The sequence below is a fragment of the Arthrobacter sp. 01N442 genome, from assembly GCF_056399345.1.
On sequence record NZ_JBFTRD010000004.1, the window covers coordinates 707856 to 730155 of the forward strand.

Annotated in this window: 18 protein-coding genes; 10 read left to right on the plus strand and 8 right to left on the minus strand. The window is 67.4% G+C overall.

The annotated features are described in order from the left end of the window. Genes paaC through paaA form a run of 3 tightly spaced genes read right to left on the minus strand, consistent with a single transcriptional unit; the run spans nt 1 to nt 2269 of the window. Nucleotides 1-930 carry a 1,2-phenylacetyl-CoA epoxidase subunit PaaC gene (gene paaC, locus AC1DNC_RS10725; protein ID WP_476862520.1) on the minus strand — a complete coding sequence of 310 codons (930 nt, stop codon included), beginning with the start codon at nt 928-930 and terminating at the stop codon, nt 1-3. Beyond that, nucleotides 927-1232: a 1,2-phenylacetyl-CoA epoxidase subunit PaaB gene (gene paaB / locus AC1DNC_RS10730; protein ID WP_028265291.1), complete on the minus strand. Its 306-nt coding sequence runs from the start codon at nt 1230-1232 to the stop codon at nt 927-929. The genes paaC and paaB overlap by 4 nt, the downstream gene beginning before the upstream one ends. Beyond that, nucleotides 1229-2269, minus strand: coding sequence for a 1,2-phenylacetyl-CoA epoxidase subunit PaaA (gene paaA, locus AC1DNC_RS10735; RefSeq protein ID WP_476862521.1), 1041 nt, complete (start codon nt 2267-2269; stop codon nt 1229-1231). The genes paaB and paaA overlap by 4 nt, the downstream gene beginning before the upstream one ends. Nucleotides 2270-2482: 213 nt before the next feature. Here paaA and AC1DNC_RS10740 point away from each other — a divergent pair, with 213 nt between their 5' ends. Continuing rightward, nucleotides 2483-3556 carry an LCP family protein gene (locus tag AC1DNC_RS10740; protein ID WP_476862522.1) on the plus strand — a complete coding sequence of 358 codons (1074 nt, stop codon included), beginning with the start codon at nt 2483-2485 and terminating at the stop codon, nt 3554-3556. A gap of 52 nt (nt 3557-3608) precedes the next feature. Then, entirely contained in the window at nt 3609-4685 is a 1077-nt protein-coding gene (locus tag AC1DNC_RS10745) for an LCP family protein (RefSeq protein WP_476862523.1), read from the plus strand. A gap of 41 nt (nt 4686-4726) precedes the next feature. Here the strand turns inward: AC1DNC_RS10745 and AC1DNC_RS10750 are convergent, their stop codons facing one another. Then, nucleotides 4727-6148 (minus strand): sugar nucleotide-binding protein, encoded by a 1422-nt coding sequence (locus tag AC1DNC_RS10750; protein ID WP_476862524.1) that lies wholly within the window; start codon nt 6146-6148, stop codon nt 4727-4729. 3 nt (nt 6149-6151) lie between these two features. Continuing rightward, complete coding sequence (gene rfbB / locus AC1DNC_RS10755) at nt 6152-7150, minus strand: dTDP-glucose 4,6-dehydratase (protein ID WP_476862525.1); 999 nt, start codon at nt 7148-7150, stop codon at nt 6152-6154. Nucleotides 7151-7216: 66 nt separating this feature from the next. On the opposite strand from rfbB, the gene rfbA reads away from it, so the two are divergent. The 4 genes from rfbA (at nt 7217) to AC1DNC_RS10775 (ending at nt 13888) form a co-directional block, all read left to right on the plus strand. Continuing rightward, nucleotides 7217-8080 (plus strand): glucose-1-phosphate thymidylyltransferase RfbA, encoded by an 864-nt coding sequence (rfbA, locus tag AC1DNC_RS10760; RefSeq protein WP_476862526.1) that lies wholly within the window; start codon nt 7217-7219, stop codon nt 8078-8080. Nucleotides 8081-8151: 71 nt separating this feature from the next. Continuing rightward, on the plus strand, nt 8152-10395 hold the full coding sequence (locus tag AC1DNC_RS10765; RefSeq protein WP_476862527.1) for a S9 family peptidase: 2244 nt from the start codon (nt 8152-8154) through the stop codon (nt 10393-10395). A gap of 219 nt (nt 10396-10614) precedes the next feature. Further along, nucleotides 10615-11382 carry a peptidoglycan-binding protein gene (locus AC1DNC_RS10770; RefSeq protein WP_476862528.1) on the plus strand — a complete coding sequence of 256 codons (768 nt, stop codon included), beginning with the start codon at nt 10615-10617 and terminating at the stop codon, nt 11380-11382. Between the two features lie 7 nt (nt 11383-11389). Next, a complete protein-coding gene (locus AC1DNC_RS10775) occupies nt 11390-13888 on the plus strand; it encodes a hypothetical protein (RefSeq protein ID WP_476862529.1) in 2499 nt (832 codons plus the stop codon). Between the two features lie 829 nt (nt 13889-14717). On the opposite strand, the gene AC1DNC_RS10780 is transcribed toward AC1DNC_RS10775, so the two are convergent. The 3 genes from AC1DNC_RS10780 to pta form a co-directional block, all read right to left on the minus strand. Continuing rightward, entirely contained in the window at nt 14718-15290 is a 573-nt protein-coding gene (locus AC1DNC_RS10780; RefSeq protein WP_476862530.1) for a GNAT family N-acetyltransferase, read from the minus strand. Between the two features lie 70 nt (nt 15291-15360). After that, nucleotides 15361-16530, minus strand: a complete 1170-nt coding sequence (locus AC1DNC_RS10785) for an acetate kinase (protein ID WP_476862531.1) — start codon at nt 16528-16530, stop codon at nt 15361-15363. A gap of 8 nt (nt 16531-16538) precedes the next feature. Then, nucleotides 16539-18710: a phosphate acetyltransferase gene (pta, locus tag AC1DNC_RS10790; RefSeq protein ID WP_476862532.1), complete on the minus strand. Its 2172-nt coding sequence runs from the start codon at nt 18708-18710 to the stop codon at nt 16539-16541. 91 nt (nt 18711-18801) lie between these two features. Here pta and AC1DNC_RS10795 point away from each other — a divergent pair, with 91 nt between their 5' ends. The 4 genes from AC1DNC_RS10795 to AC1DNC_RS10810 all read left to right on the plus strand — a co-directional run bounded on the left by AC1DNC_RS10795 (nt 18802) and on the right by AC1DNC_RS10810 (nt 22272). Next, nucleotides 18802-19272 (plus strand): hotdog fold thioesterase, encoded by a 471-nt coding sequence (locus tag AC1DNC_RS10795; protein WP_476862533.1) that lies wholly within the window; start codon nt 18802-18804, stop codon nt 19270-19272. Nucleotides 19273-19288: 16 nt separating this feature from the next. Continuing rightward, nucleotides 19289-20626 carry a phenylacetate--CoA ligase PaaK gene (paaK, locus tag AC1DNC_RS10800; RefSeq protein ID WP_476862534.1) on the plus strand — a complete coding sequence of 446 codons (1338 nt, stop codon included), beginning with the start codon at nt 19289-19291 and terminating at the stop codon, nt 20624-20626. 88 nt (nt 20627-20714) lie between these two features. Further along, the gene (locus AC1DNC_RS10805; RefSeq protein ID WP_476862535.1) at nt 20715-21326 is read left to right on the plus strand and encodes a TetR/AcrR family transcriptional regulator; all 612 of its coding nucleotides are present in this window, start codon (nt 20715-20717) and stop codon (nt 21324-21326) included. A 79-nt stretch (nt 21327-21405) separates the two neighbouring features. After that, complete coding sequence (locus tag AC1DNC_RS10810) at nt 21406-22272, plus strand: DUF427 domain-containing protein (protein ID WP_476862536.1); 867 nt, start codon at nt 21406-21408, stop codon at nt 22270-22272. The last annotated feature ends 28 nt before the right edge of the window (nt 22273-22300 follow it).

A 22300-nucleotide genomic window follows, 5' to 3' on the forward strand; every position in this document is an offset into this window, starting at 1 on the left:
CTACCAGCTCGCTCCGGGGAATTCGCGCGCCAGGACCTGCATCTCTGCGAGGAGGTAGCCCAGGTGCTCGGAGTGGAGTCCGCGGCGGCCGCCGCCCGGGGCGGGCTGGACCTGCGGTACGTCGAGTTCCGCTTCTGCGAGCACCGCGCCCGTGAGGCGGTCGAAGTCGGCGCGCAGGCTGGACGGCTCGACGGCGGCGCCGGACGCGCTGAGGCGGCCGGTGAGCTCGTCGTCGCGGAAGAGTTCGTCGACGTAGGGCCAGATGACCTTGAAGCCGTGGATCATCCGCTGGCGGGACTCGTCCGTGCCCAGGGCCAGGCGCAGCACCCACTGGGCGCTGTGGTCGCGGTGGTAGTCCACTTCCTTGACGGCCTTCGCCGCGATGCCGGCGAGGGTGGCGTCGGTGGAGTCGACCAGCCGGCGGTACAGCTCGAACTGGTAGTAGCTCACGACGAATTGCCGGGCGATGGTGACGGCGAAGTCGCCGTTGGGCTGTTCGAACAGCTCCACAGAGCGGAATTCATGCTCGCGGCGGAAGTACGCGAGCTCGTCCTCGCTCTTTCCGTCCAGGCCGCCGGCGTAGCTCAGGAACGAGCGGGCGTGGCCCAGCTGGTCCAGCGCGATGTTGCCGAGGGCGATGTCCTCTTCGAGTTCCGGCGCCCGGGAGATCCAGTGGCCCAGGCGCTGGGCCAGGACCAGGGCGTCGTCGCCCAGGCGCAGGGCGAACTCGGCGACGTCCTCGCTGGGCTTGGCGGTACCGCGGCTGACTGCCAAGGCGATGTCCTCCGGGCGGAGGGCATTGCCCGGAGTGATCCGGGTGGCGCTGGCCGCGCCGTCGCCGCCGGCTCCTGCACCGGTGACACCAACGGAGATGTCCCCGTGGCCGCCGTCGTGGACGTTGGCTTCAGTCGCTGCTTCGGGAGTGCTCACAGGTGCTTCACGCCTTCGCTCTTGGTGTAGTACGTCGCGTGCCGGTAATCCTTGCCCTGCGGCGACTCGAAGAAGGAGCCCTTGGAGTCCGGGTCGCTGGACGCGATGGCGTCCGCGGGGACCACCCAGATGGAGACGCCTTCATTGCGGCGGGTGTAGAGGTCGCGCGCGTTGCGCAGCGCCATGGCGGCGTCGGGGGCATGCAGCGAGCCGGCATGAACGTGGGAGAGGCCGCGGCTGGAGCGGACGAAGACTTCCCAGATGGGCCAGACGTTGCCTGCGTGGGGTTCGGGGGTTGTCATGCCACTTCCTTCTCTGCGTGCTTTTTGGCCTGCTTTTCCGCGTAGGCAGCGGCTGCTTCGCGCACCCAGGCGCCGTTCTCGTGGGCTTCGCGGCGCCGTTCCAGACGCTGGGCGTTGCACGGCCCGCGGCCGGCCAGGACCTCGTGGAATTCATCCCAGTCCAGCGGCCCGTGCTCCCACTTCTTGGTTTCTTCGTTGAAACGGATGTCCTTGTCCGGGAGGGTGAGCCCCAGGACCTTGACCTGCTCCATCATCATGCCGACGAAGCGGTTGCGGAGCTCGTCGTTGCTGAAACGCTTGATGTTCCAGGCCATGGACTGCTTGGAGTTGGGGGAATCGTCGTCCGGCGGGCCGAACATCATCAGGGCCGGCGCGTACCAGCGGTTCACCGCGTCCTGGGCCATCTGCTTCTGCTCGGGGGTGCCGTTCGAGAGTTCCAGCAGGATTTCGAAGCCCTGCCGCTGGTGGAAGGACTCTTCCTTGCAGACGCGGACCATGGCGCGGCCGTAGGGGCCGAAGGAGGCCCGGCAGAGCGGCACCTGGTTGGCGATCGCGGCGCCGTCGACCATCCAGCCGATGGCACCCATGTCCGCCCAGGTCCGGGCCGGGTAATTGAAGATGGAGGAGTACTTGGCCTTGCCGTCCATCAGGTCCTGCATCATCGCATCGCGCGGCTGGCCGAGGGTCTCGGCTGCGGAGTAGAGGTAGAGGCCGTGGCCGGCCTCGTCCTGGACCTTGGCCATCAGGATGGCCTTGCGCTTGAGGCTCGGGGCGCGGGAGATCCAGTTGGCTTCCGGCTGCATGCCGATGATCTCCGAGTGGGCGTGCTGTGAGATCTGGCGCAGCAGGGTCTTGCGGTAGGCCGGCGGCATCCAGTCACGGGGTTCGATCCGGGAGTCCTCGGCCATGACTTTGTCGAAATAGGCCTGCCCTTCGGCATCACGCCGGGCCGCGTCCTCGGGGCTCATTTCATGCCGCGTTTCGTGCCGCGCCGGCGATGGCTCGGCGGGCACTGACTGCAGGGTCTGCGATGCCATGGTTGCTCCTATGCATTTCCGATAAATAATTACCGACCGTTCGTTCAGGATATGCGGAAGGCGGGAAGGGAGTCAAGCACCGGGCGGCGTCGCCGCCCCTATTTTCCCGCCGGCATTTTCCCGCCGGCCCATCCACCGGCTGTGCGGCCGGGATGTTAAGTTTGTAGCGGGGGCCAAGACCCGGACAGCTCGCCGGCCGACCTTGAGGATGCCATGACACACCCGTTCGACCCCGACGCCCCCGCCCCCGCCCCCGAGCCGGCAGCCAGCAGGCTGAAGCCCGCCAGGAAGCGACGCGGACGCAGGGTGCTGATCGCCATTGCCGTCGTCGTGGCTCTTGTGGCGGTGGTGGTCGGCGGCTACCTCTTCAACCTGGCCCACACCTGGGACTCCGGCACGCACAAGCTGGAACAGGCCTTCCCGGCGGATTCGTCGCGGCCGGCCAAGACCGGCGCAGCCCAGGGCGCGATGAACATCCTGGTCATGGGCAGCGACAACCGTGGAACCGCAGGAACGGACAACACGGGCGCGGCGGCCTCGGACCAGCGCGCGGACACGCTGATCCTCCTGCACATCCCTGCGGACAGGCAGCATATCTACTCCATTTCCATCATGCGCGACCTCTGGGTACCCATCCCCGGCCACGGCGAGTCAAAAATCAACGCGGCGCTGGCCCTCGGCGGCACCCCGCTGATGGTGCAGACCATCGAGTCACTTTTCAAGCAGCGCATCGACCACGTCGCCATGGTCGATTTCGAGGGATTCAAGGGCCTCACCGACGCCCTGGGCGGGGTGACCGTGAACATCAAACTGCCCTTCACCTCCGATGCCCTGCCCGGCAAGACCTACGCCCCCGGCGAGCACACCTTTAACGGCACCGAGGCGCTGGCCTTCGTCCGCGAGCGCCACGCCTACGCCGACGGCGACTACCAGCGGGTCCGCAACCAGCAGGAGTTCCTGCGGGAAATCATCAAGAAGTCGATCTCCGGCTCCACGCTGACCAACCCGGTGACGGTCAACAACATGGTGGGGGCTGTGGCACCGTTCCTGACGGTGGACAAAGGGATGGACTCCGCCACAGTGGGCGGCCTTGCCTTCGAACTGCGGAACATCCGGTCGCAGAACACTGTGATGTTCACACTGCCCACCGGGGGTGTCGGAACGTCGGCGGACGGGCAGTCAATTGTGGTGGCGGATCCGAAAGCCATCCAGGACCTCGCCGGGGCAATGGCCGCGGACAAGCTGGGCGAATACGTCACGGCGAACAAGTTGGAAAACGGAAACTGAACTCCGCCGTGTGAGGCCGTCCGGGCGGGACCGGCGGTGATACTGTCCCGTCATGGCAACGCCTGAACCCGCAGACCAACCGGCAACTCCGCCCCCGCCACCGGCCCCGCCGGCGGCGCAGAAGCGGCGCCGAATCCTGTTCGCCGCCCTGGGGCTGCTGCTGGCCGTCGGCATTGCCGCAGCGGCCTTCCTGATGGCACCACGGACGGAGAACGCGGCTCCGGCCCCGAGCCCCACCCCGACAGCGACGCCCAAGGCCACACCGAAGCCCACCCCCAAACCCGCCCCGCCGCCGGAGCCTCCGCCCACCGCGCTGAATATCCTGCTGGTGGGCAGCGACAGCCGGGACAACCAGCGGGCCGCGGCCGCGGCGGGCAAGCCGTCCAACCAACTGGCGGACAGCATCGTGTTCCTGCACATCCCCGCCAACCGGAAGCAGGCCTACGGTATCTCCCTGATGCGTGACCTGTGGGTGGATATCCCCGGCCACGGCCAGGCCAAGATCAACTCAAGCATGCTGATGGGCGGCCTCCCCTTGGTGACACGGACCGTCGAGTCCCTGCTGGGCCAGCACATCAATCACACCGTCATGGTCGATTTCCAGACTTTCGCCGCCCTGACTGACGCAGTCGGCGGCGTCGACGTCAACGTGAAGCTGCCCTTTGAGTCGACCATCGACCCGGGGGTCAAGTTTCCGGCCGGAGTCAACCGCCTCAACGGCGCCCGGGCCCTGGACTTCGTCCGCGAACGAAAGGCGTTCGTCGACGGCGATTACCAGCGCGTCCGCAATCAGCAGACCTTCCTCAAGGCGGTGCTGACCAAGGTCGTCAAGCAGGGCGTGACCGACCGCGCCACCGCCCGCAAATTGGCGACCACCGCACTTCCGCGTATCACGGTGACCCCGGGCTTGACCCTGGACGCCCTGGCCCGCCTGGCGTTCAGCTTCCACACCACCCCGGCCAACGGCGCCGTGTTCTTCACCCTGCCGACGGCGGGGGTCGGAACCAGTGGGGACGGGCAGTCGATTGTGCTCGAGGATCCAGCCGCCACCGCAGAGATCGCGGCAGCCCTCCGCGCGAATAAGATCAGCAACTACGTGGCCGCCCACAAACTGCAAAACGGCAACTGAAGCGGCTGGCCTCGGCCAGTCATAGCCAGTCCCAGCCGGCCCTAGCCAGCCAGGAAGTCGGCGAGGTAGCCGGACAGGGCCTTGTCCATGTTCCGCGGCCGGAATCCGGCCGCGTGAATCTTGTCCAACGACAGGACACTGTTGAGCGGGCGCGGCGCGGCGGCCTTCCCCTGGAAGTAGTCCTCGGTGCTGACCCCGGCGACTGCGTCCCGCGGCTTGCCGCACAATTCGTACACGTCCGCGGCGAGGTCCGCCCAGGACTTGGGCTCGCCGTCGTTGCTCAGGTTGTACGTCCCGTACTCCGCCCCGGACTCCAGCAGGTGGCGGATGCCGGCGGCGATATCCTCCGTGAAGCTGAGCCGGCCAATCTGGTCGTTGACCACCGAGGGCTCGATGCCGCGGCCCGCGAGGGATGCCATGGTGCGGACAAAGTTGTTTCCCTCGCCCACAACCCAGCTGGTCCGCACGATGTAGTGCTTCGGCACCACGCTGACGGCGACGTCCCCGGCGGCCTTGGTCTGTCCGTAGACCCCCAGCGGAGACAAGGGCTCGTCCTCGGCGTGCGCACCGCGGGTCCCGTCGAAAACGTAGTCCGAGGAGATGTGGACGAGCACCAGGTCGTGCTCGACGGCAGTCCGCGCCAGGCGCGCGACGGCGGTGGCGTTGACGGCCCACGCCGCGCAGCCGCCCTCGGCGGTCTCCGCCGCATCGACGGCAGTGTACGCGCCCGCGTTGATGATCGTGGAGTAGTTCTTCCAGTTCCGGGAGCTGAGCGCTTCCGCGCTGCCCAAATCGAAGTCCGCCCGACCGGCGAATTCAACCGAGGTGTCGCCGTCGTACGCCTTGCGCAGGGCCTTGCCGAGCTGGCCGTCGGCGCCGAGGACGAGGATTTTCTTCCTCCGCATCGGGGTGACGTCGGCGAGACGCGGCTGGGTTTTGTCCTTGTCGGAGAGTTCGGCCTGGGCCAGGGGTATGGGCCACGCGATGGCTGCGGTCTCGTCGGCGAGGTTGAGGAACGTGTACTGGCCCTGGGCGTCCGCCGACCAGTGGTCGTTGACCAGGTAGGAGTACGCCGTGTTGTCCTCGAGCGTCTGGAAGGCGTTGCCCACACCTCGGGGAATGAAGATGGCCTGGCTAGGATCCAGCTCGGCGGTGAACACAGCCCCAAACGTGGGGCCCTCGCGCAGGTCCACCCAGGCACCGAAAATGCGCCCGGTGGCGACGGAAATGAACTTGTCCCACGGCTCCGCGTGGATGCCGCGGGTGGTTCCGGCCGATTCGTTGAACGAGATGTTGTTCTGAACCGGACGGAAGTCCGGCAGGCCCAGCGCCACCATCTTTTCCCGCTGCCAGTTCTCCTTGAACCATCCCCGGTTGTCACCGTGGACGGGAAGGTCGTAGAGGACGACGCCGGGGATCGGCGTGTTGCGGGCGGTGAGCTTCTTCGAGAACTCGATCGACATGCGCTACTGGCCCTGTTCCGTGTACTTGGCTTCCGTCGCGGCCTTTTGCGGACGCCACCAGTCCTCGTTGTTTCGGTACCAGTCGATGGTGTCCTCGATGCCGGCGTCGAAGTTGGAGAAGCGCGGCTCCCAGCCGAGTTCATCGCGAAGCTTGGAGGAGTCGATGGCATAGCGCAGGTCGTGGCCGGGCCGGTCCACCACGTGGTCGTAGGCGTCCGGGGTCTGGCCCAGGTGCTTAAGAATGAGTTCGACGACGTCCTTGTTGTTCTTCTCGCCGTCGGCGCCGATCAGGTAGGTCTCCCCGATCCGGCCCTTCGCGATGATCGCCAGGACGGCGGACGAGTGGTCATTGGCATGGATCCAGTCGCGGACGTTTTCGCCCTTGCCGTACAACTTGGGCCGGACGCCGTCGAGCACGTTGGTGATCTGCCGCGGGATGAACTTCTCCACGTGCTGGAACGGACCGTAGTTGTTGGAGCAGTTGCTGATGGTCGCCCGCAGCCCGAACGACCGCACCCAGGCCCGGACCAGCAGGTCCGAGCCTGCCTTGGTGGAGGAATACGGGCTGGATGGGTTGTACGGGGTGTCCTCGGTGAACCGCTCCGGATCGTCCAGCTCGAGGTCCCCGTAGACCTCGTCGGTGGAGATGTGGTGGAAACGCTTGTCGTGCTTCCGGGCGGCCTCGATCAGGGTGTACGTGCCGATGATGTTCGTGTCGAGGAACGGGCGCGGATCGTGCAGCGAGTTGTCGTTGTGGGATTCCGCGGCGTAGTGCACCACGACGTCGGCCTCCGCCACCAGTCCGTCAACCAGCGCCGCATCGCAAATGTCTCCCTGTACGAACCGGAACCGCTCCTGGGGCAGGTCGCTGAGGGACGCCAAATTGCCCGCGTAGGTGAGTTTGTCCAGCACCGTGACGTGATCGTCGGTGTTCTCGAGAACGTAGTGGACAAAATTGGAACCGATAAAGCCGGCGCCGCCGGTGACAAGAAGTCGCTGCATGCCCTCCATCGTTCCACAGCATGTCAGATTTGGTTGAACGTGAAACCGCAGTGGAAGATTGGCCTCATGCGCGGAATTATCCTCGCCGGGGGGACCGGTTCAAGACTTCATCCAATTACCCTGGGCATCAGCAAACAGCTGGTCCCGGTTTATGACAAACCAATGATCTATTACCCGCTCTCCACGCTGATGCTGGCTGGAATTCGGGACATCCTGATCATCACCACCCCCCTCGACGGCGACCAGTTCGAGCGCCTGCTCGGTGACGGCAGCCGGTTCGGCGTCAACATCACCTACAAACAGCAGCCCTCCCCTGACGGGCTGGCCCAGGCGTTTGTACTGGGCGCCGAGCACATCGGCGACGGACCCGTCGCCCTGGTGCTGGGCGACAACATCTTCTACGGCCACGGCATGGGTACACAGCTGCGCCGCTTCGCGAACATCGACGGCGGCGCCGTCTTCGGCTACTGGGTTGCCGACCCGTCCTCGTACGGCGTCGTGGAGTTCGACGAGTCGGGCAAGGCTATCTCGCTCGAAGAAAAGCCCGCGCAGCCCAAGAGCCACTACGCGGTGCCCGGGCTCTACTTCTACGACAATGACGTCGTGGACATCGCCCGGAACCTTAAGCCCTCGGCCCGCGGCGAGCTGGAAATTACCGACGTGAACCGCGTTTATTTGGAACGCGACAAACTCCAGGTGGAAATTCTTCCCCGCGGATCGGCGTGGCTGGATACGGGAACATTCGATTCGCTCAATGAGGCATCGGAATTCGTCCGCACGGTCCAGAAGCGCCAGGGCCTTTCCATCGGCTGCCCAGAGGAAATCGCATGGCGGCTTGGATTCCTGGACGACTCCGAGCTCCGCGAGCGCGCCGAGCCGCTGGCCAAGAGCGGCTACGGGAGCTACCTGCTGGAGTTGCTGGCCCAGTAGTTTCCGCTTTGATCCCTCTACCGTAAGCCAAACGTGCGGGGCCGCCGCGGCGGCTCTATATATTGGTGAGCATGACTGAGATTCCCGCGACTCGTGGCCCGTCCGGCACCGTCGACCATTCCGCCGTAACCGCCCCCGTCGCCAAGAAGGTCCCGTCCCGCCGCACCCACCACGGCGACGTGTTCGACGACAACTACGAGTGGCTGCGGGACAAGGAATCCCCCGAGGTCGTGGAACTCCTGAAGGCAGAAAACGCCTACCAGGAAGCCGTGACCGCCCACCAGGAACCGCTGCGCGAGGCCATCTTCCAGGAGATCAAGGGCCGCACCCAGGAGACCGACCTCTCGGTCCCGAACCGCAAGGACGGCTGGTGGTACTACACCCGCTCGGTCGAGGGCAAGGAATATGGCATCCAGTGCCGTGTCCGGGCGCAGGACAGCGGCGACCGCGTCGCTGACTGGACTCCGCCCGCCGTCGAGGTTGGCGTCGAAATTTCCGGCGAGGAAGTGCTCCTGGACGGCAACGCGGAAGCCGAGGGCAAACCGTTCTTCGCCGTTGCCGGCTCCGCCGTGACCATCGACGGGAACCTGTACGCCTACGCCGTGGACAACGCCGGCGACGAGCGGTTCACCCTCCGGATCAAGGACCTGCGGACCGGCGAACTGCTGCCGGACGTGATCGAGAATGTCTTCTACGGCATTTCCTTCTCCCCCGACGGCAGCCGCATCTTCTACACCGTGGTCGACGCGTCCTGGCGCCCGTACCAGGTGAAGTCCCACGTCCTGGGCACGCCCGTCAGCGAGGACGAGGTGATCTACCAGGAGGACGACGTCGCCATGTGGCTCGGCTTCGAGCTCTCCGCGGACCGCCGGCACCTGGTCCTCGGCATCGGCTGCTCCGAGTTCAGTGAGACCCGGCTGCTGCGCTTCGATGACCCCGACGCCGCCCTCACCACCGTCATCTCCCGCGACGAACGGATCCTCTACGAGGCCGAACCGTTCCTGCTGGCCGGCCCGGGCGGGGAGAAGACCGAGACCATCCTGCTGACCCACAACAAGGACGCCATCAACTCGATGGTCTCGCTCGTGGACCCGGCCGAGCTCGCCAAGCCGGCCGCCGAGCAGCAGTGGCGGACCGTCGTCGCGCATTCCGACCAGGTACGCGTCAACGGAGCCGGCGTCACCTCCACCCACCTGGTGCTGTCCATCCGCAAGGACACGATCGAACGGGTCCAGGTCCTCCCGCTGGCAGGGCTCGGCTCCCCGGACCAGGGCGCGCCCGTGGAGCCCGCCTTCGACGAGGAGCTGTACACCGCCGGGGTGGCCGGCTCCGACTACGAAGCGCCCGTAATCCGGATGGGGTACACCTCCTACTTCACGCCGTCGCGCGTCTACGACTTCGTTCTCCCGACGGCGGAGCAGCCGGCCGGTGAGCTGCTGCTGCGTAAGGAAAGCCCGGTGCTGGGCGGCTACTCGGCCACCGACTACGTCGCCACCCGGGAATGGGCGATGGCCTCCGACGGGACCCGGATCCCGCTCTCGGTGCTCCGGCACGCCTCGGTCTCCCGCGACTCCTCGGCGGCAGGCCTGGTCTACGGCTACGGCTCCTACGAAATGAGCATGGATCCGGGCTTCGGCATTCCCCGGCTCTCGCTGCTGGACCGCGGCATCGTGTTCGTGATCGCGCACGTGCGCGGCGGCGGCGAACTCGGCCGGCACTGGTACGACGACGGGAAGAAGCTGCACAAGAAGAACACCTTCACCGACTTCATTGCAGCCACCGACTGGCTGGCCGGATCCGGCTGGGTGGACCCGGCCCGGATCGCGGCCATGGGCGGCTCCGCGGGCGGCCTGCTAATGGGCGCCGTGGCGAATCTGGCGCCGGAAAAGTACGCGGCGATTGTCGCGGCCGTCCCGTTCGTGGATGCCCTGACCACCATCTTGGACCCCGAACTGCCGCTCTCGGCGCTGGAGTGGGAGGAGTGGGGAAACCCGATCACCGACCCGGATGTGTACGCCTACATGAAGTCCTACACCCCGTACGAGAACGTCCGGGCGGCGTCATACCCCAAGATCGCCGCGGTGACCTCGTTCAACGACACCCGGGTGCTGTACGTCGAACCGGCCAAGTGGGTGCAGCGGCTGCGCGAGGCGAACACGGGCAGCGAGCCGATCGTGATGAAGATCGAGATGGAGGGCGGCCACGGCGGCGCCTCCGGCCGCTACGTGCAGTGGAAGGAACGCGCCTGGGACTACGCCTTTGTCGCTGATTCCCTCGGCGCCACGGAGCTGCTGCCCGGCGCAGGCCTGAAGTAGCTCGATCTCGATCGATTGCTCCGTAACCGCCCTTTTGGACCCTCAAAACGGCGGCTACGGAGCAATCGATGGGTTACTCGATGGTTTCGTCGATGGTTTACCGGGACGCCCGGGTACCCAAAATTGATCATCATGCTTACTATTGACCTGCACTAGGCACGTCGGTGGTGGTACTGCTCACTGGGGGCAGCAGCAACCGTGCCGGAATTGGAGTCAATCGTGAGCACCGAACAAGCAATGAACGGCCTGTCCGACGAGGAACTGATGGCAGAGAGCGCCACCGCCCTGCCGGACAAGGAAGTGGCGTCCGTATTGGATTTGAACGCCGACCTGAACCTCGGCATCGAAGCCGCGGCACCGATCGACCTCGGCGTGGCAGCCAACGCCAACGTGGCCGCCCCGATCGACGCGGCGGCCTCGGCCAACGTCCTCTCGTTCGGCTCTGAGTCCCAGGCTCTTGCCGACCAGGGCACCATCATCAACCAGGGCGTCACGGGCGACGCCACCGCGCACTCCGTGCAGGACAGCGGCATTGACCAGGGCGGTACCACCGACGCCGGAACGGCCACCGACCCGACCGCCGCACCCGCCACCACGGATCCGTCCTCAGCCGACCTCGCCGCGGGCGTGGATGCCGGCGCTGTTCCCACCGACGCCACGGGCGGAATCCTGCCCGACGGCACGGCCCCGGACCTGAGCGGCGCCACGGACGCGGTCGGAGCTGCCGGCGCTGCGGGCGCCCTGAACGGCAATCTGCTCAACGTCGACGTGAACCTGGATGCCAACGCCGGCATCGCAGCACCCATCAACGGCGCGGTGGCCGCCAACGCCAACGTGGCGGCGCCGATCGACGCTGCCGTCGGCGCCAACATCGGCTCCATCGACAGCAACGCGTTCGCCGTCGCCCAGCAGGATGCCATCATCAACCAGGACATCCACGGCGATGCCACGGCTTCGGCCGACCAGCAGTCCGACCTGAAGCAGTAGCACCTAGATGAGCACTGTTGACGGAGGGCCGTCCGGACAGGACGGCCCTCCGGCCCTGTCTGCCGCCGGCAGCGCCGCACCCGGAGCCCAAGCCGGCGCGCCCTACACCGCCGACGGCGGCCACCCGGCGTCCGCTGGTGCCGGCCACCTGGCGTCGTCCGCAGGTGCCAGCCTCCCGGCGTCGTCCTCGGTGGCTGGAACGCTGCCACCGCCGGCACTGGCCGACGGCGTCCAGCTGATCGGCGAGACCAAGGGCTCCGGCTACAAACAGGCCCCGTCCTTGGTCCGCCGCGCCGACGGACAGACCCTGCAACTGACCCGTCTGCTCTACCTGGTGCTCGAGGCCGTGGACGGCCGGCGGGGCCCCGAAGAGATCGCGGAGCTCGCGGGCGCTAAATTCGGCAAGCAGGTCAGCGCCGAAAACGTCCGGACGCTGATCGATTCCCAGTTACTCCCGCTTGGCCTCCTGCGGCTGGCGGACGGCTCGCAGCCCGAAGTCAAGAAGGCCAACCCGCTCCTGGGCATGCGCTTCCGGTATTCCGTCACAGATCCTGAACGCACTCGGAAACTCACCGCGCCCTTCGCCACACTGTTCAGCCCGCTGATCGTGGTGGCCGTGACCGCCGCCTTCCTCGCCACCTGCTGGTGGGTGCTGATGGTCAAGGGACTCGCCTCCGCCACCCATGAGGCCTTTGCCAATCCGGGCCTGGTGCTGCTGATCCTGCTGGTCACCGTGCTGTCTGCCGGCTTCCACGAATTTGGCCACGCCGCCGCCGCCCGCCGCGGCGGCGCAACACCGGGCGCCATGGGAACCGGCCTGTACCTCATGTGGCCGGCGTTCTATACCGACGTCACGGATTCATACCGGCTGGGCCGCGCCGGCCGGATCCGCACCGACTTGGGCGGCCTGTACTTCAACGCAATCGTCGCCGTCGCCATCATGGGCGTCTGGTGGGCCACCGGATTCGACGCCCTGCTGCTGGTGGTGGTCACCCAGATCCTGCAGATGGTCCGGCAGCTGATGCCAATGGTCCGCTTCGACGGCTACCACATCCTGGCCGACGCCACCGGTGTCCCGGATCTGTTCCAGCGGATCAAGCCGACCCTGCTGGCCCTGGTTCCCTGGCGAAAAGCCGATCCTGAAGCCCAGCTTCTGAAGCCCTGGGCGCGCGCGGTGGTCACTGTCTGGGTGCTCGTCACGGTGCCGCTGCTAGCGTTCAGCCTGGTCACGATGGTGCTGACCCTGCCCCGGGTCCTCGGCACCGCCTGGGACAACGGCTTGAAGCAGCAAGCCATGCTCTCCCACAGCGTGGCCTCCGGAAACTTTGCCGACGCCGCCGTGCGGGTGCTGGCCATCATCTGCATCGCGCTGCCGATCCTGGGCATTTTCTATATCCTGGTGCGCCTGGGCCGGCAGTTCGTGACCGGCCTCTGGGAACGGACGCGCGGCAAGGCGTTGCAGCGCGGCGTCGCGATGGCCGCCATCCTGGCGGTCACGGCGGGTCTCGCGTGGGCCTGGTGGCCCGGAGCCGAGACCTATCGCCCGGTCCAACCCTACGAACGCGGCACCCTCCGCGACATCACCACCACTGTCCTCCCCCCCTCCTCCGCCACGGCGCTGAAGGAGGGCCAGGCCGGCCGTACAGTGGCGCTCTGGCCTGCCGGGACGAAGAAACCCACCCGCGAGGAACCACAGCTCAGCATGGTGCTGGTGCCCCGGGGGGCGTCGGCCCAGACCGGTGGATCCGGCGGCACTACGGCTGCGCCGTCCTGGGTTTTCCCGTTCGACAAACCGTCCGCGCCCGAAGAGGGCGGCAACCAATCGCTTGCAGTCAACACCACGGATGGCTCGGTAGTTTACGACGTCGCCTTCGCCTTGGTCTGGGCCGAGGATGGCGAGGACGTCCGCAACCGCAACGAGGCCTACGCCTTCGCCAGCTGCAAGGACTGCGCCGCAGTGGCGGTGGGTTTCCAGGTGGTGCTGATCGTGGGGCAGGCGGATGTGGTGGTTCCGGAGAACCTCTCCGCGGCAGCGAACTACAACTGCCTCCGCTGCCTCACCTACGCCCTGGCCAGCCAGTTGGTCCTCACGCTCGACGGGCCACTGAGCCCGGAGGGGACTTCCCGGCTCAACGCGCTGTGGCAGCAGATTGCGGATTATGGCCGCAACCTGCAGAACGTCCCGCTCTCCGAGATCCAGGGCAAGCTGAGCGGGTTCAAGGAACAGATCATGGAGATCGTCCGGACAGATCCCAGCGCCACACCGGGCGGGGACGGCACCCCAACGGCACCGGCAACGGCCTCCCCCGGGGCAACGCAATCACCGTCGCCCGGCGCCACGGACCAGCCCTCACCGGGTGAAACCGTGGTGCCTGCGCCGGCCGAAACGACCGCCCCGGAACCCACGCTCGCGCCCGACCCCAGCCAGTCGGCCGGCGGCGCCGTCGAACCGGCCCCGGTCACGACGTCGGCCACCCCCACGGACACAGCCCCGCCGGCACCGTAGGGGCCGGGCCGGGGCTGTAGGTGAGGCTGGGCCTGCAGGTCAGGCCGGCGCGAGGCAAGCCGGAGCGGGGGCGTATCCGGGACTGCAGGCCAGGCCGGAGCGCGGGCGTATCCGGGACTGCAGGCTAGACCGGAGCCCTACGCACAGGTCCGTTTGCCGAAGATGGCCGTTATGGAACTCCCATAGCGGCCATCTTTGGCAATTCACCGACGTCGTGGCCTCGCCGTCGGCGTCCCCCACAGCCCAGACAACCCGCCGGGTCCTCGCTGCGGAGCTCCCGGCACGACAGGCTCAGCGGGACTTCGGGCGCGTTGTGCCTACCGCATCGGAGGCTCCAGCCCAGTTACCTGCTGCCACGCTCCTGGCTAGCGGCAAGCAAACCGCGAGATTCCGGGCCCGGGCGGCGCCGAGGCAGGCTACGGACAGGAGTAACTGGGCAGGAGCGTACACCTCAGGTCCGGGTGGACTGCCCCGCGCAGGTCCGTTAGCCGAACATGGCCGCTCTGGAACTCCCATAGCGGCCATTATTGGCAATTCACCGAGGTCGTGGCCTCGCCGTCGACGTCCCCTCCGGTCCAGACAACCCGCCGGACCGCGGCTGTGGATCTCCTGGCTGGACAGGCTCGGCGGGGCTTCGGGCGTGTTGTGCCCACCGCACCGGACGCTCCAGCCCAGTTACCTGCTGCCACACCTCGCGATAGCGGCAAGAAACCGCGAGATTCGGGGCCAGAGCGGCGCCGAGGCAGGCTGCGGGCCGGAGTAACTGGGCAGGAACGTACGGCTCAGGCCGCCGACCCACGCCCCTCAACCCCGAAGTCCACCCCGACGCCTACCCCGGCTGCCGGGCCTGCCATTCCTCGGCGAGCAGCGCGTAAACAACCTCGGTGGCCCATTGTCCCTTGTAGTGCCACTTGTCCACCTGGGTGGATTCCAGCCGCATCCCGAGGCGTTCGCAGAGAGCTGCGGAGGCCGTATTCAGGGCATCCAGCTTGGCGTCAATCCGATGGAAGCCAAGGTCTTCGAAGCCAAGCTTCAGCATCGCCGCGGCAGCCTCCGCCGCGTACCCTTTGCCACGGGCTTCCGGCGCCAGGCTCCAGCCGACCTCAGCCTGGCCGCAGCCCGGCAGCCACTTGAGCACCACTTCACCCAGCAGGCCTGGCGAATCCGCCGCCTCGATCGCCAGTGCCACCCAGTCGCCTTCCTTTTCGAATTCAAAGTTGGCGTACTTGCCCACGTATTCCATCGACTGGGTGTAGCTCTTGGCCTCCCGCGGCAGGAAGCGCGCGGTCTCGGGCAGCGAGTGGTAGGCGTGGAAGGCTTCCAGGTCCCCGGCCTCGAAGCGGCGCAGGATCAGTCGCTCGGTGCGGAGCGGCAGCTGGAAGGAGAGATTCAAGTCGGTCATCCCCCTAGCCTAGGACCCGCTCCCCCGAACCATTCCTCAGCGAGCGCCGCCCCGGCCGCCGTAAGCGCTGCTACCGAGCAACCGAGGAGTGGGCGACGACGGCGGCGGTCGCCTCCGCAATCGCGCGTTCCTCATCGGTCGGCACCACCAGCACCGGCATGGCCGACGCGGGCGTGGAAATCACGCGGGGTTCCTTGGAACGCTCACGGTTCAACCCGGCGTCGAGCTCCACGCCGAGGGCACCCAGCCGTTCGGTGACCAGGCTGCGGAATTGGTGCGAGTTTTCGCCGATCCCCGCCGTGAAGACGAGGGCCTTCGCGCCGCCGACGGCCACGTGGTAGCCGCCGATGTACTTCGAGAGCCGGTAGGACGCCACGGCGAGGGCCATGGCGGATTTGGCATCCCCGGCCTCGGCCGCCTCGACGACGGAACGCATGTCGTTGTTACCGGCGAGGCCCTTGAGCCCGGACTGTCGGTTGAGCATGGAATCGAGGTCCTCGGCGGACCAGCCCGCCCTGGCGAGGAAGACCAGGATCGAGGGGTCCAGATCGCCCGAGCGGGTGCCCATCACGAGTCCCTCGAGCGGGGTGAAGCCCATCGACGTGTCGATGGACTCGCCGCCGCGGATGGCGGTAACCGAGGCGCCGTTGCCCAGGTGCGCGATCACGGCGTCGAACTCCTCCACCGGGACGTCCAGCAACGCGGCGGCGCGGTGTGCCACGTACTCGTGCGAGGTGCCGTGGAAGCCGTAACGCCGGATCCCGTGGTTCGTGTAGAGCTCGTCCGGCACGGCGTAGCGCCAGGCGTGCTCGGGCAGGCTGCGGTGGAAGGCGGTGTCAAACACGGCGACCTGCGGCAGCTCCGGCCACTTCTTCGCGATCGCGCGGATGCCGAGGACATTGGCCGGGTTGTGCAGCGGCGCCAACGGGTTCAACCGTTCGATGGCGCGGGTGATCTCGTTGTTGACCAGGACGGGCTCGGCGAACCGCTCGCCGCCGTGGACCACGCGGTGGCCGACGGCGTCCAGCGGCCGGTCGCCCAGCGCCTCGTGGATCGCACCGTCCACCTGTTCCAGGGCCTCCGCATGGTCGCGGGGGCCCTCGATCGCGCCGTCGCCTTCCCCGCCGTTGCCCATCCCGATCTTCTCAACCAGCCCCTCCGCGAGGACACTGCCCGCTTCGACGTCGCGGACCTGGAACTTGAGCGAGGACGAGCCTGAGTTGATGACGAGCACGAGCATGGGGCCTCCTAAGCCTTGGCTTCGACGGTCGGTTCGGCGGGCTGTGCGGTGGCCGGCCCGGCTGTGCCGGCCGCGGCTGGTTGGACCGACTGCGGTTGGACCGACTGAGGTTGGACCGACTGGGCCTGGATCGCGGTGATGGCGACCGTGTTCAGGATGTCGTCCACCGTGCAGCCGCGGGACAGGTCGTTGACCGGTTTGCGGAGTCCCTGCAGCACGGGTCCGACGGCCACCGCGCCCGAGGACTGCTGGACCGCTTTGTAGGTGTTGTTGCCGGTGTTCAGGTCCGGGAAGATGAACACCGTCGCCTGGCCGGCCACGGACGACCCGGGCATCTTGGACTCGGCGATGGCGGCGTCGACGGCGGCGTCGTACTGGATGGGGCCCTCGACGGCGAGGTCGGGGCGGCGCGCACGGACAAGCTCGGTGGCCTGGCGGACCGCGTCGACGGCTTCGCCTGCCCCGGATCCGCCGGTGGAGTAGGACAGCATGGCCACGCGGGGCTCGACGCCGAACTGGGCGGCTGTCTCAGCCGAGGCCAGCGCGATGTCCGCGAGCTGCTCCACATTCGGCTCGGGGTTGACCGCGCAGTCGCCGTAGACCAGCACCCGGTCCGGCATCAGCATCAGGAACACCGAGGAGACGATCTTGACGCCCTCACGGGTCTTCACGAACTCTAGCGCCGGCCGGATGGTGTGCGCCGTGGTGTGCGCTGCGCCGGAGACCATGCCGTCCACCACGCCGAGCTGGACCATCATGGTGCCGAAGTAGCTCTCGTCCTGCATCACTTCGAGCGCCTTCGCCAGGTCCACGCCCTTGTGCGCGCGCAGCTCGGCATACTTCTGCGCGAAACCCTGGCGCAGCTCCGAGGTGGCCGGGTCCACGATGTTGATCCCGGTGAGGTCGATCCCCTGGGTGGCGGCAAGTTCGCGCACGTCGGCCTCACGGCCCAGCACGGTGAGCTCGCAGACGTCGCGGCGGTGCAGGATCTCCGCGGCCCGCAGGATCCGGACGTCCGTGCCTTCCGGCAGGACGATGTGGCGGCGCTGTGAACGGGCCCGTTCGATCAGGTCGTGCAAGAATCGCAGCGGCGTCATGCGCTCCGGCCGGGGCAGGTGCAGCCGTTCCAGCAGTTCGGCCTCATCCACGCGCTTGGCCCAGAGGCCCAGTGCGGAGGCGACCTTGCGCCGGTGGCCGGACCAGATTTCGCTGCGCACCTCGGAGACGCGTTTGGCGGTCACATAGGTGTCGTCCGGTGCGGCGAAGATCGGGAAGGGGGCCTGCGCCAGCAGCGAATAGATGGTGGGGTCCGGGGCCAGGCCGCCGCTCAGGATCAGCGCCGACGGCACCGGGAACTCCGGTGAGAAGGAGGAGGCCAGGCAGGCAACCAGCACATCCGCCCGGTCGCCCGGAACGATCACCAGCGCGCCGTCGTCTAGCACGTGCAGGAAGTTTGCCACGTTCATGGCCGCCACCTTCACCGAGTGCACATCGCGCTCCAGATCCGGCAGCCCGGCCACCTGGCCGATGCCCAGCGCGGCCGCCACCTCACCGGTGGTGGGCCTGGCAATGTCCTCCAGCTCGGGGAAGACATACACCGGCCGGCCGGAGGCGCCCGGGCGTACCGCGGCGGCGATCGCCTCCAGGTCCTCGGGGTCGGCGCGGTTGACCATGATCGCCAGCAGGCTGCACCGCTCCGCCAGGAGTTCCTTGCGGGCCACCTCGACGGCGTCCGCGGTTTCAGCGACCGTGCGGCCCTTAGCCCCGACGACGGCGACCATCGGCGCGGCGAGGTTGTTGGCGAGCCGGGCATTGAGGTCGAATTCGACGGCGGCATCCTGGCCGGTCAGGTCCGTGCCCTCGATGATCACCACGTCGCAGTGGCGGGACATCTCGGCGAAGATCTCGACGCAACGCGAGTCGATTTCCTCGCGCTTTCCTTCCGCGAGCAGGCCCCGGACCTCGGCGAATGTCAGGCCGCCGCGGCAGCGCTCGTCGTCGAGGTCGAAGCGGGACTTCATCAGGGTCACCATCGGGTCCGCGTCGGCCCGGCCATGCACCACAGGCTTGAAGAAGCCGATGCGGTCCGCATGCCGGTGCAGCGTGTCCGCCAGGCCCAGGGCTATGAGCGACTTCCCGGATCCCGGCGTCGTCGCGCTGACATATATTCCTTTGGCCATGTGTCCCAGCATACTTACACCCCTTGACAGCAGGCACCCAAATGGGATTACCTAATGAACATTCGGTAAATAAAGCTGGAGGCAATGACGCATGGCTGAACTGACGATTTCGGGTGACACCCACCCCATCCTGAAAGACGACTACGCCTCAGAGTGGATGGGTATTGAGGTGCTGGCGCTCGACGACGGCCACGCCACCATCCGGATGCCGCTCCGGCAGGAGATGCTCAACGGCTTCGGCATGGCCCACGGGGGCATGATCTTCGCCTTCGGCGACACCGCCTTCGCCCTCGCCTGCAACCCGATGAAGCCGGCGCCCGGCGAGGAGAACAGCATTACCGTTGCCTCCGGCGTCGACATCAACTTCATCAAACCGGCCTTCCGCGGCCAGATCCTGACCGCCGTCGCCAACCACCGCGCCAGTACCGGCCGCAGTGGGATCTACGACATCCAGATCTACGCCGCGGATCCCGGACTTCCCGCCGACACCTCCACCCCCGCTTCCGCGGGAGAACTCATCGCCGAGTTCCGCGGCCGCAGCCGCACCATCTCCAAGAAATAGAAACAGGGAACCCCAGATGACCACCCCCACCGCTGAATCTGCCCTCGCCCCCAGCGACGCCGTCCTGGACCGCGAAGAAACCATCTCCCGCGACGAGCTCGAGGCCTTGCAGCTCAGCCGCCTGCAGCACACCGTGGCGTACGCCTACGACCGTGTTCCCCTGTACAAGCGCAAGTTCGACGAGACCGGGGTGCACCCCACGGACCTCCGCGAGCTCTCGGACCTGGGCAAGTTCCCCTTCACCACCAAGGAAGACCTCCGGCTCGAATACCCCTTCGGCATGTTCGCGGTGCCGCAGCGCGAAGTGGCCCGGATCCACGCCAGCTCCGGCACCACCGGCCGCGCCACCGTGGTGGGCTACACCAAGAAGGACCTCGCCGACTGGGCCAAGCTCGTAGCCCGCTCGCTCCGTGCCTCCGGCGTCCGGCCGGGCATGAAGGTCCACAACGCCTACGGCTACGGCCTGTTCACCGGCGGGATGGGCGCCCACGCCGGCGCCGAGGCGCTGGGTTGCACCGTGATCCCGATCTCGGGCGGCCAGACCGAACGCCAGATCACGCTGATCCAGGACTTCCAGCCCGATGCCATCCTGGCCACCCCCACGTACCTGCTGACCATCGCCGACGCCATGATCAAGCAGGGCATCGACCCGGCTTCCACCTCGCTCAAGTACGCCGTCCTCGGCGCTGAGCCCTGGACGGAGGAGATGCGGCACGAGCTCGAAGTCACCATGAACATCAAGGCCTGCGACATTTACGGCCTCTCCGAGGTGATGGGCCCCGGCGTCGCCGGCGAGGCCGTGGAAACCCAGGACGGCAGCCACATCTGGGAGGACCACTTCCGGCCCGAGATCATCGACGCCTTCGATCCCTCCGTTGTCCTGGGCGACGGCGAGCCGGGCGAACTGGTCTTCACCTCGCTCACCAAGGAAGCCCTGCCGATCATCCGGTACCGCACCAAGGATCTCACCCGGCTGCTGCCCGGCACTGCCCGGCCTGCGCACCGCCGCATGGGGCGGATCACCGGCCGCAGCGACGACATGATCATCCTGCGCGGCGTGAACCTGTTCCCCTCGCAGATCGAGGAAATCGCGCTGCGCATCCCGGAGCTCAGCCCGCACTTCCAGCTGGAGCTCACCCGCCCCGAGGGCCAGCGGATGGACCAGTTGACCGTCAAGATTGAACGCCGCGAGGCCGTCACGATCGAGGGCAGTGCGGCGGCGGCGAAGGTGCTGCAGCAGCAGATCAAGATCCACGTCGGATCCTCCTGCGCCGTCGACGTCGTCGAGCCCGGCTCGCTGGAACGGTCCAACGGCAAACTCCGCCGGATCTACGATATGCGTCCCAAGGGCTGACCCGGCCCTCCTTCTGGCCGGTCCGGCAGACGCTTCCTTAGGGCCGCGGCTGCCGGGCCGACCGACCGTTCATGAGAAACTAGCGAGTATGCCCAGCACAGCAACCACCACCAAGCGCGGCCGTCCCGGCTATGACCAGCAGTCGGTGCTGCTGATCGCCGTCGACGTCTTCAACCGCCACGGCTACGACGCCACCTCGATGGGCATCCTTGCCGAGAACCTGGGCATCTCCAAGTCCGCGATCTACCACCACGTGCCGTCCAAGGGCGACCTCCTGAAGCTCGCCTTGGACCACGCGCTGGGCGGGCTCGAAGCCATCCTGGACCGGCCGGAGGCGCGGACCGGATCGGCCGATGCCCGGTTGGAATTCGTGGTCCGCGAGACCATCTCCGTGCTGGTGGAACGGCTGCCGTTCGTCACCCTGCTGCTGCGGCTGCGCGGAAACACCGAGATTGAACGGGACGCCCTGGAGCGCCGGCGCACTTTCGACCACAAGGTGGCCGCCCTCATCTCCGCGGCCCGCGACGAAGGCTCACTGCGCCAGGACATCGACCCGCGCACCGTCACCCGCCTGCTGTTCGGCACCATCAACTCGATCGTCGAATGGTACAAACCGGGCGGTTCGCTCTCCCCCGAAAAGCTGGCCGACGACGTCATCACCATGGCCTTCCACGGCCTCCACGTCCCCAGCCGGGACTGACCGCCGGCGGCCGAAGGCCGGCAGGGTCCGTCCCGGTGGCCCCATTGACGGGCCGCCGGCGACAGGCCACGCTGTGAGGATGGCCACCAGGTTATCCGAGGTGCTCATCGGCACCTTCCCCCAGTTCCGCTACGAGCCCACGGCCAAGCGTATCCGCGCCAGCCACGACGGCGTGCCGGTGGTGGACACCTCGCACGCGTACCTGGTCTGGGAACCGCGGCGGATCACCCCGATCTTCGCCGTCCCGGAGCAGGACCTGCTCGCCGGGCTCGCTCCCCCGTCACTGCCGGCGTCCGACGTCGAAGAGCACGCCTTCGCGCTTCGGGCCGGTACCGCTGCCACGTCACTGGACCCCGTCACCGGCTTCGGCCGGCACACCGCGCCCGGCGAGGAATTCGACGTCGTGACCCCGTCCGCCACCGTCGCCCGGGCCGCCTTCCGGCCCGCGGACCCGGACCTGGCCGGGCACATCGTCCTGGATTTCGCGGCCTTCGACTGGCTGGAGGACGATGAGGAGATCATCGGCCACCCCCGCGATCCGTTCCACCGGGTGGACATCCGCACGTCGTCGGCGGAGGTGGAGGTGGCGTTCGACGGCTTCACCCTGGCCCGAACCGCCGGTGCGCAACTGCTGTACGAAACCATGATGCCGGTCCGCTACTACTTCCAGCCCGCGGACGTGCGGCTGGACCTGCTGGTGGCCAGTCCCAAGCGGACCGTCTGCCCCTACAAGGGCGAGGCCAGCTACTGGAGCTACCCGGCATCGGAGCAGGGCAGCAACCTCGCCTGGAGCTACGACCGACGGTTCCGCGATGCCGCGCAGATCCACGGCCTCATCTGTTTTTTCAACGAACGGCTGGACCTAACGGTCGATGGGGTGCTGCAGCCCCGGCCAGTGTCGCCGTGGTCCCGGCCGGACCGGCCAGGCGGCCCGGGGGCACCTTGACCCCTTGGCCGGCCTCTCGGGGAGGAAG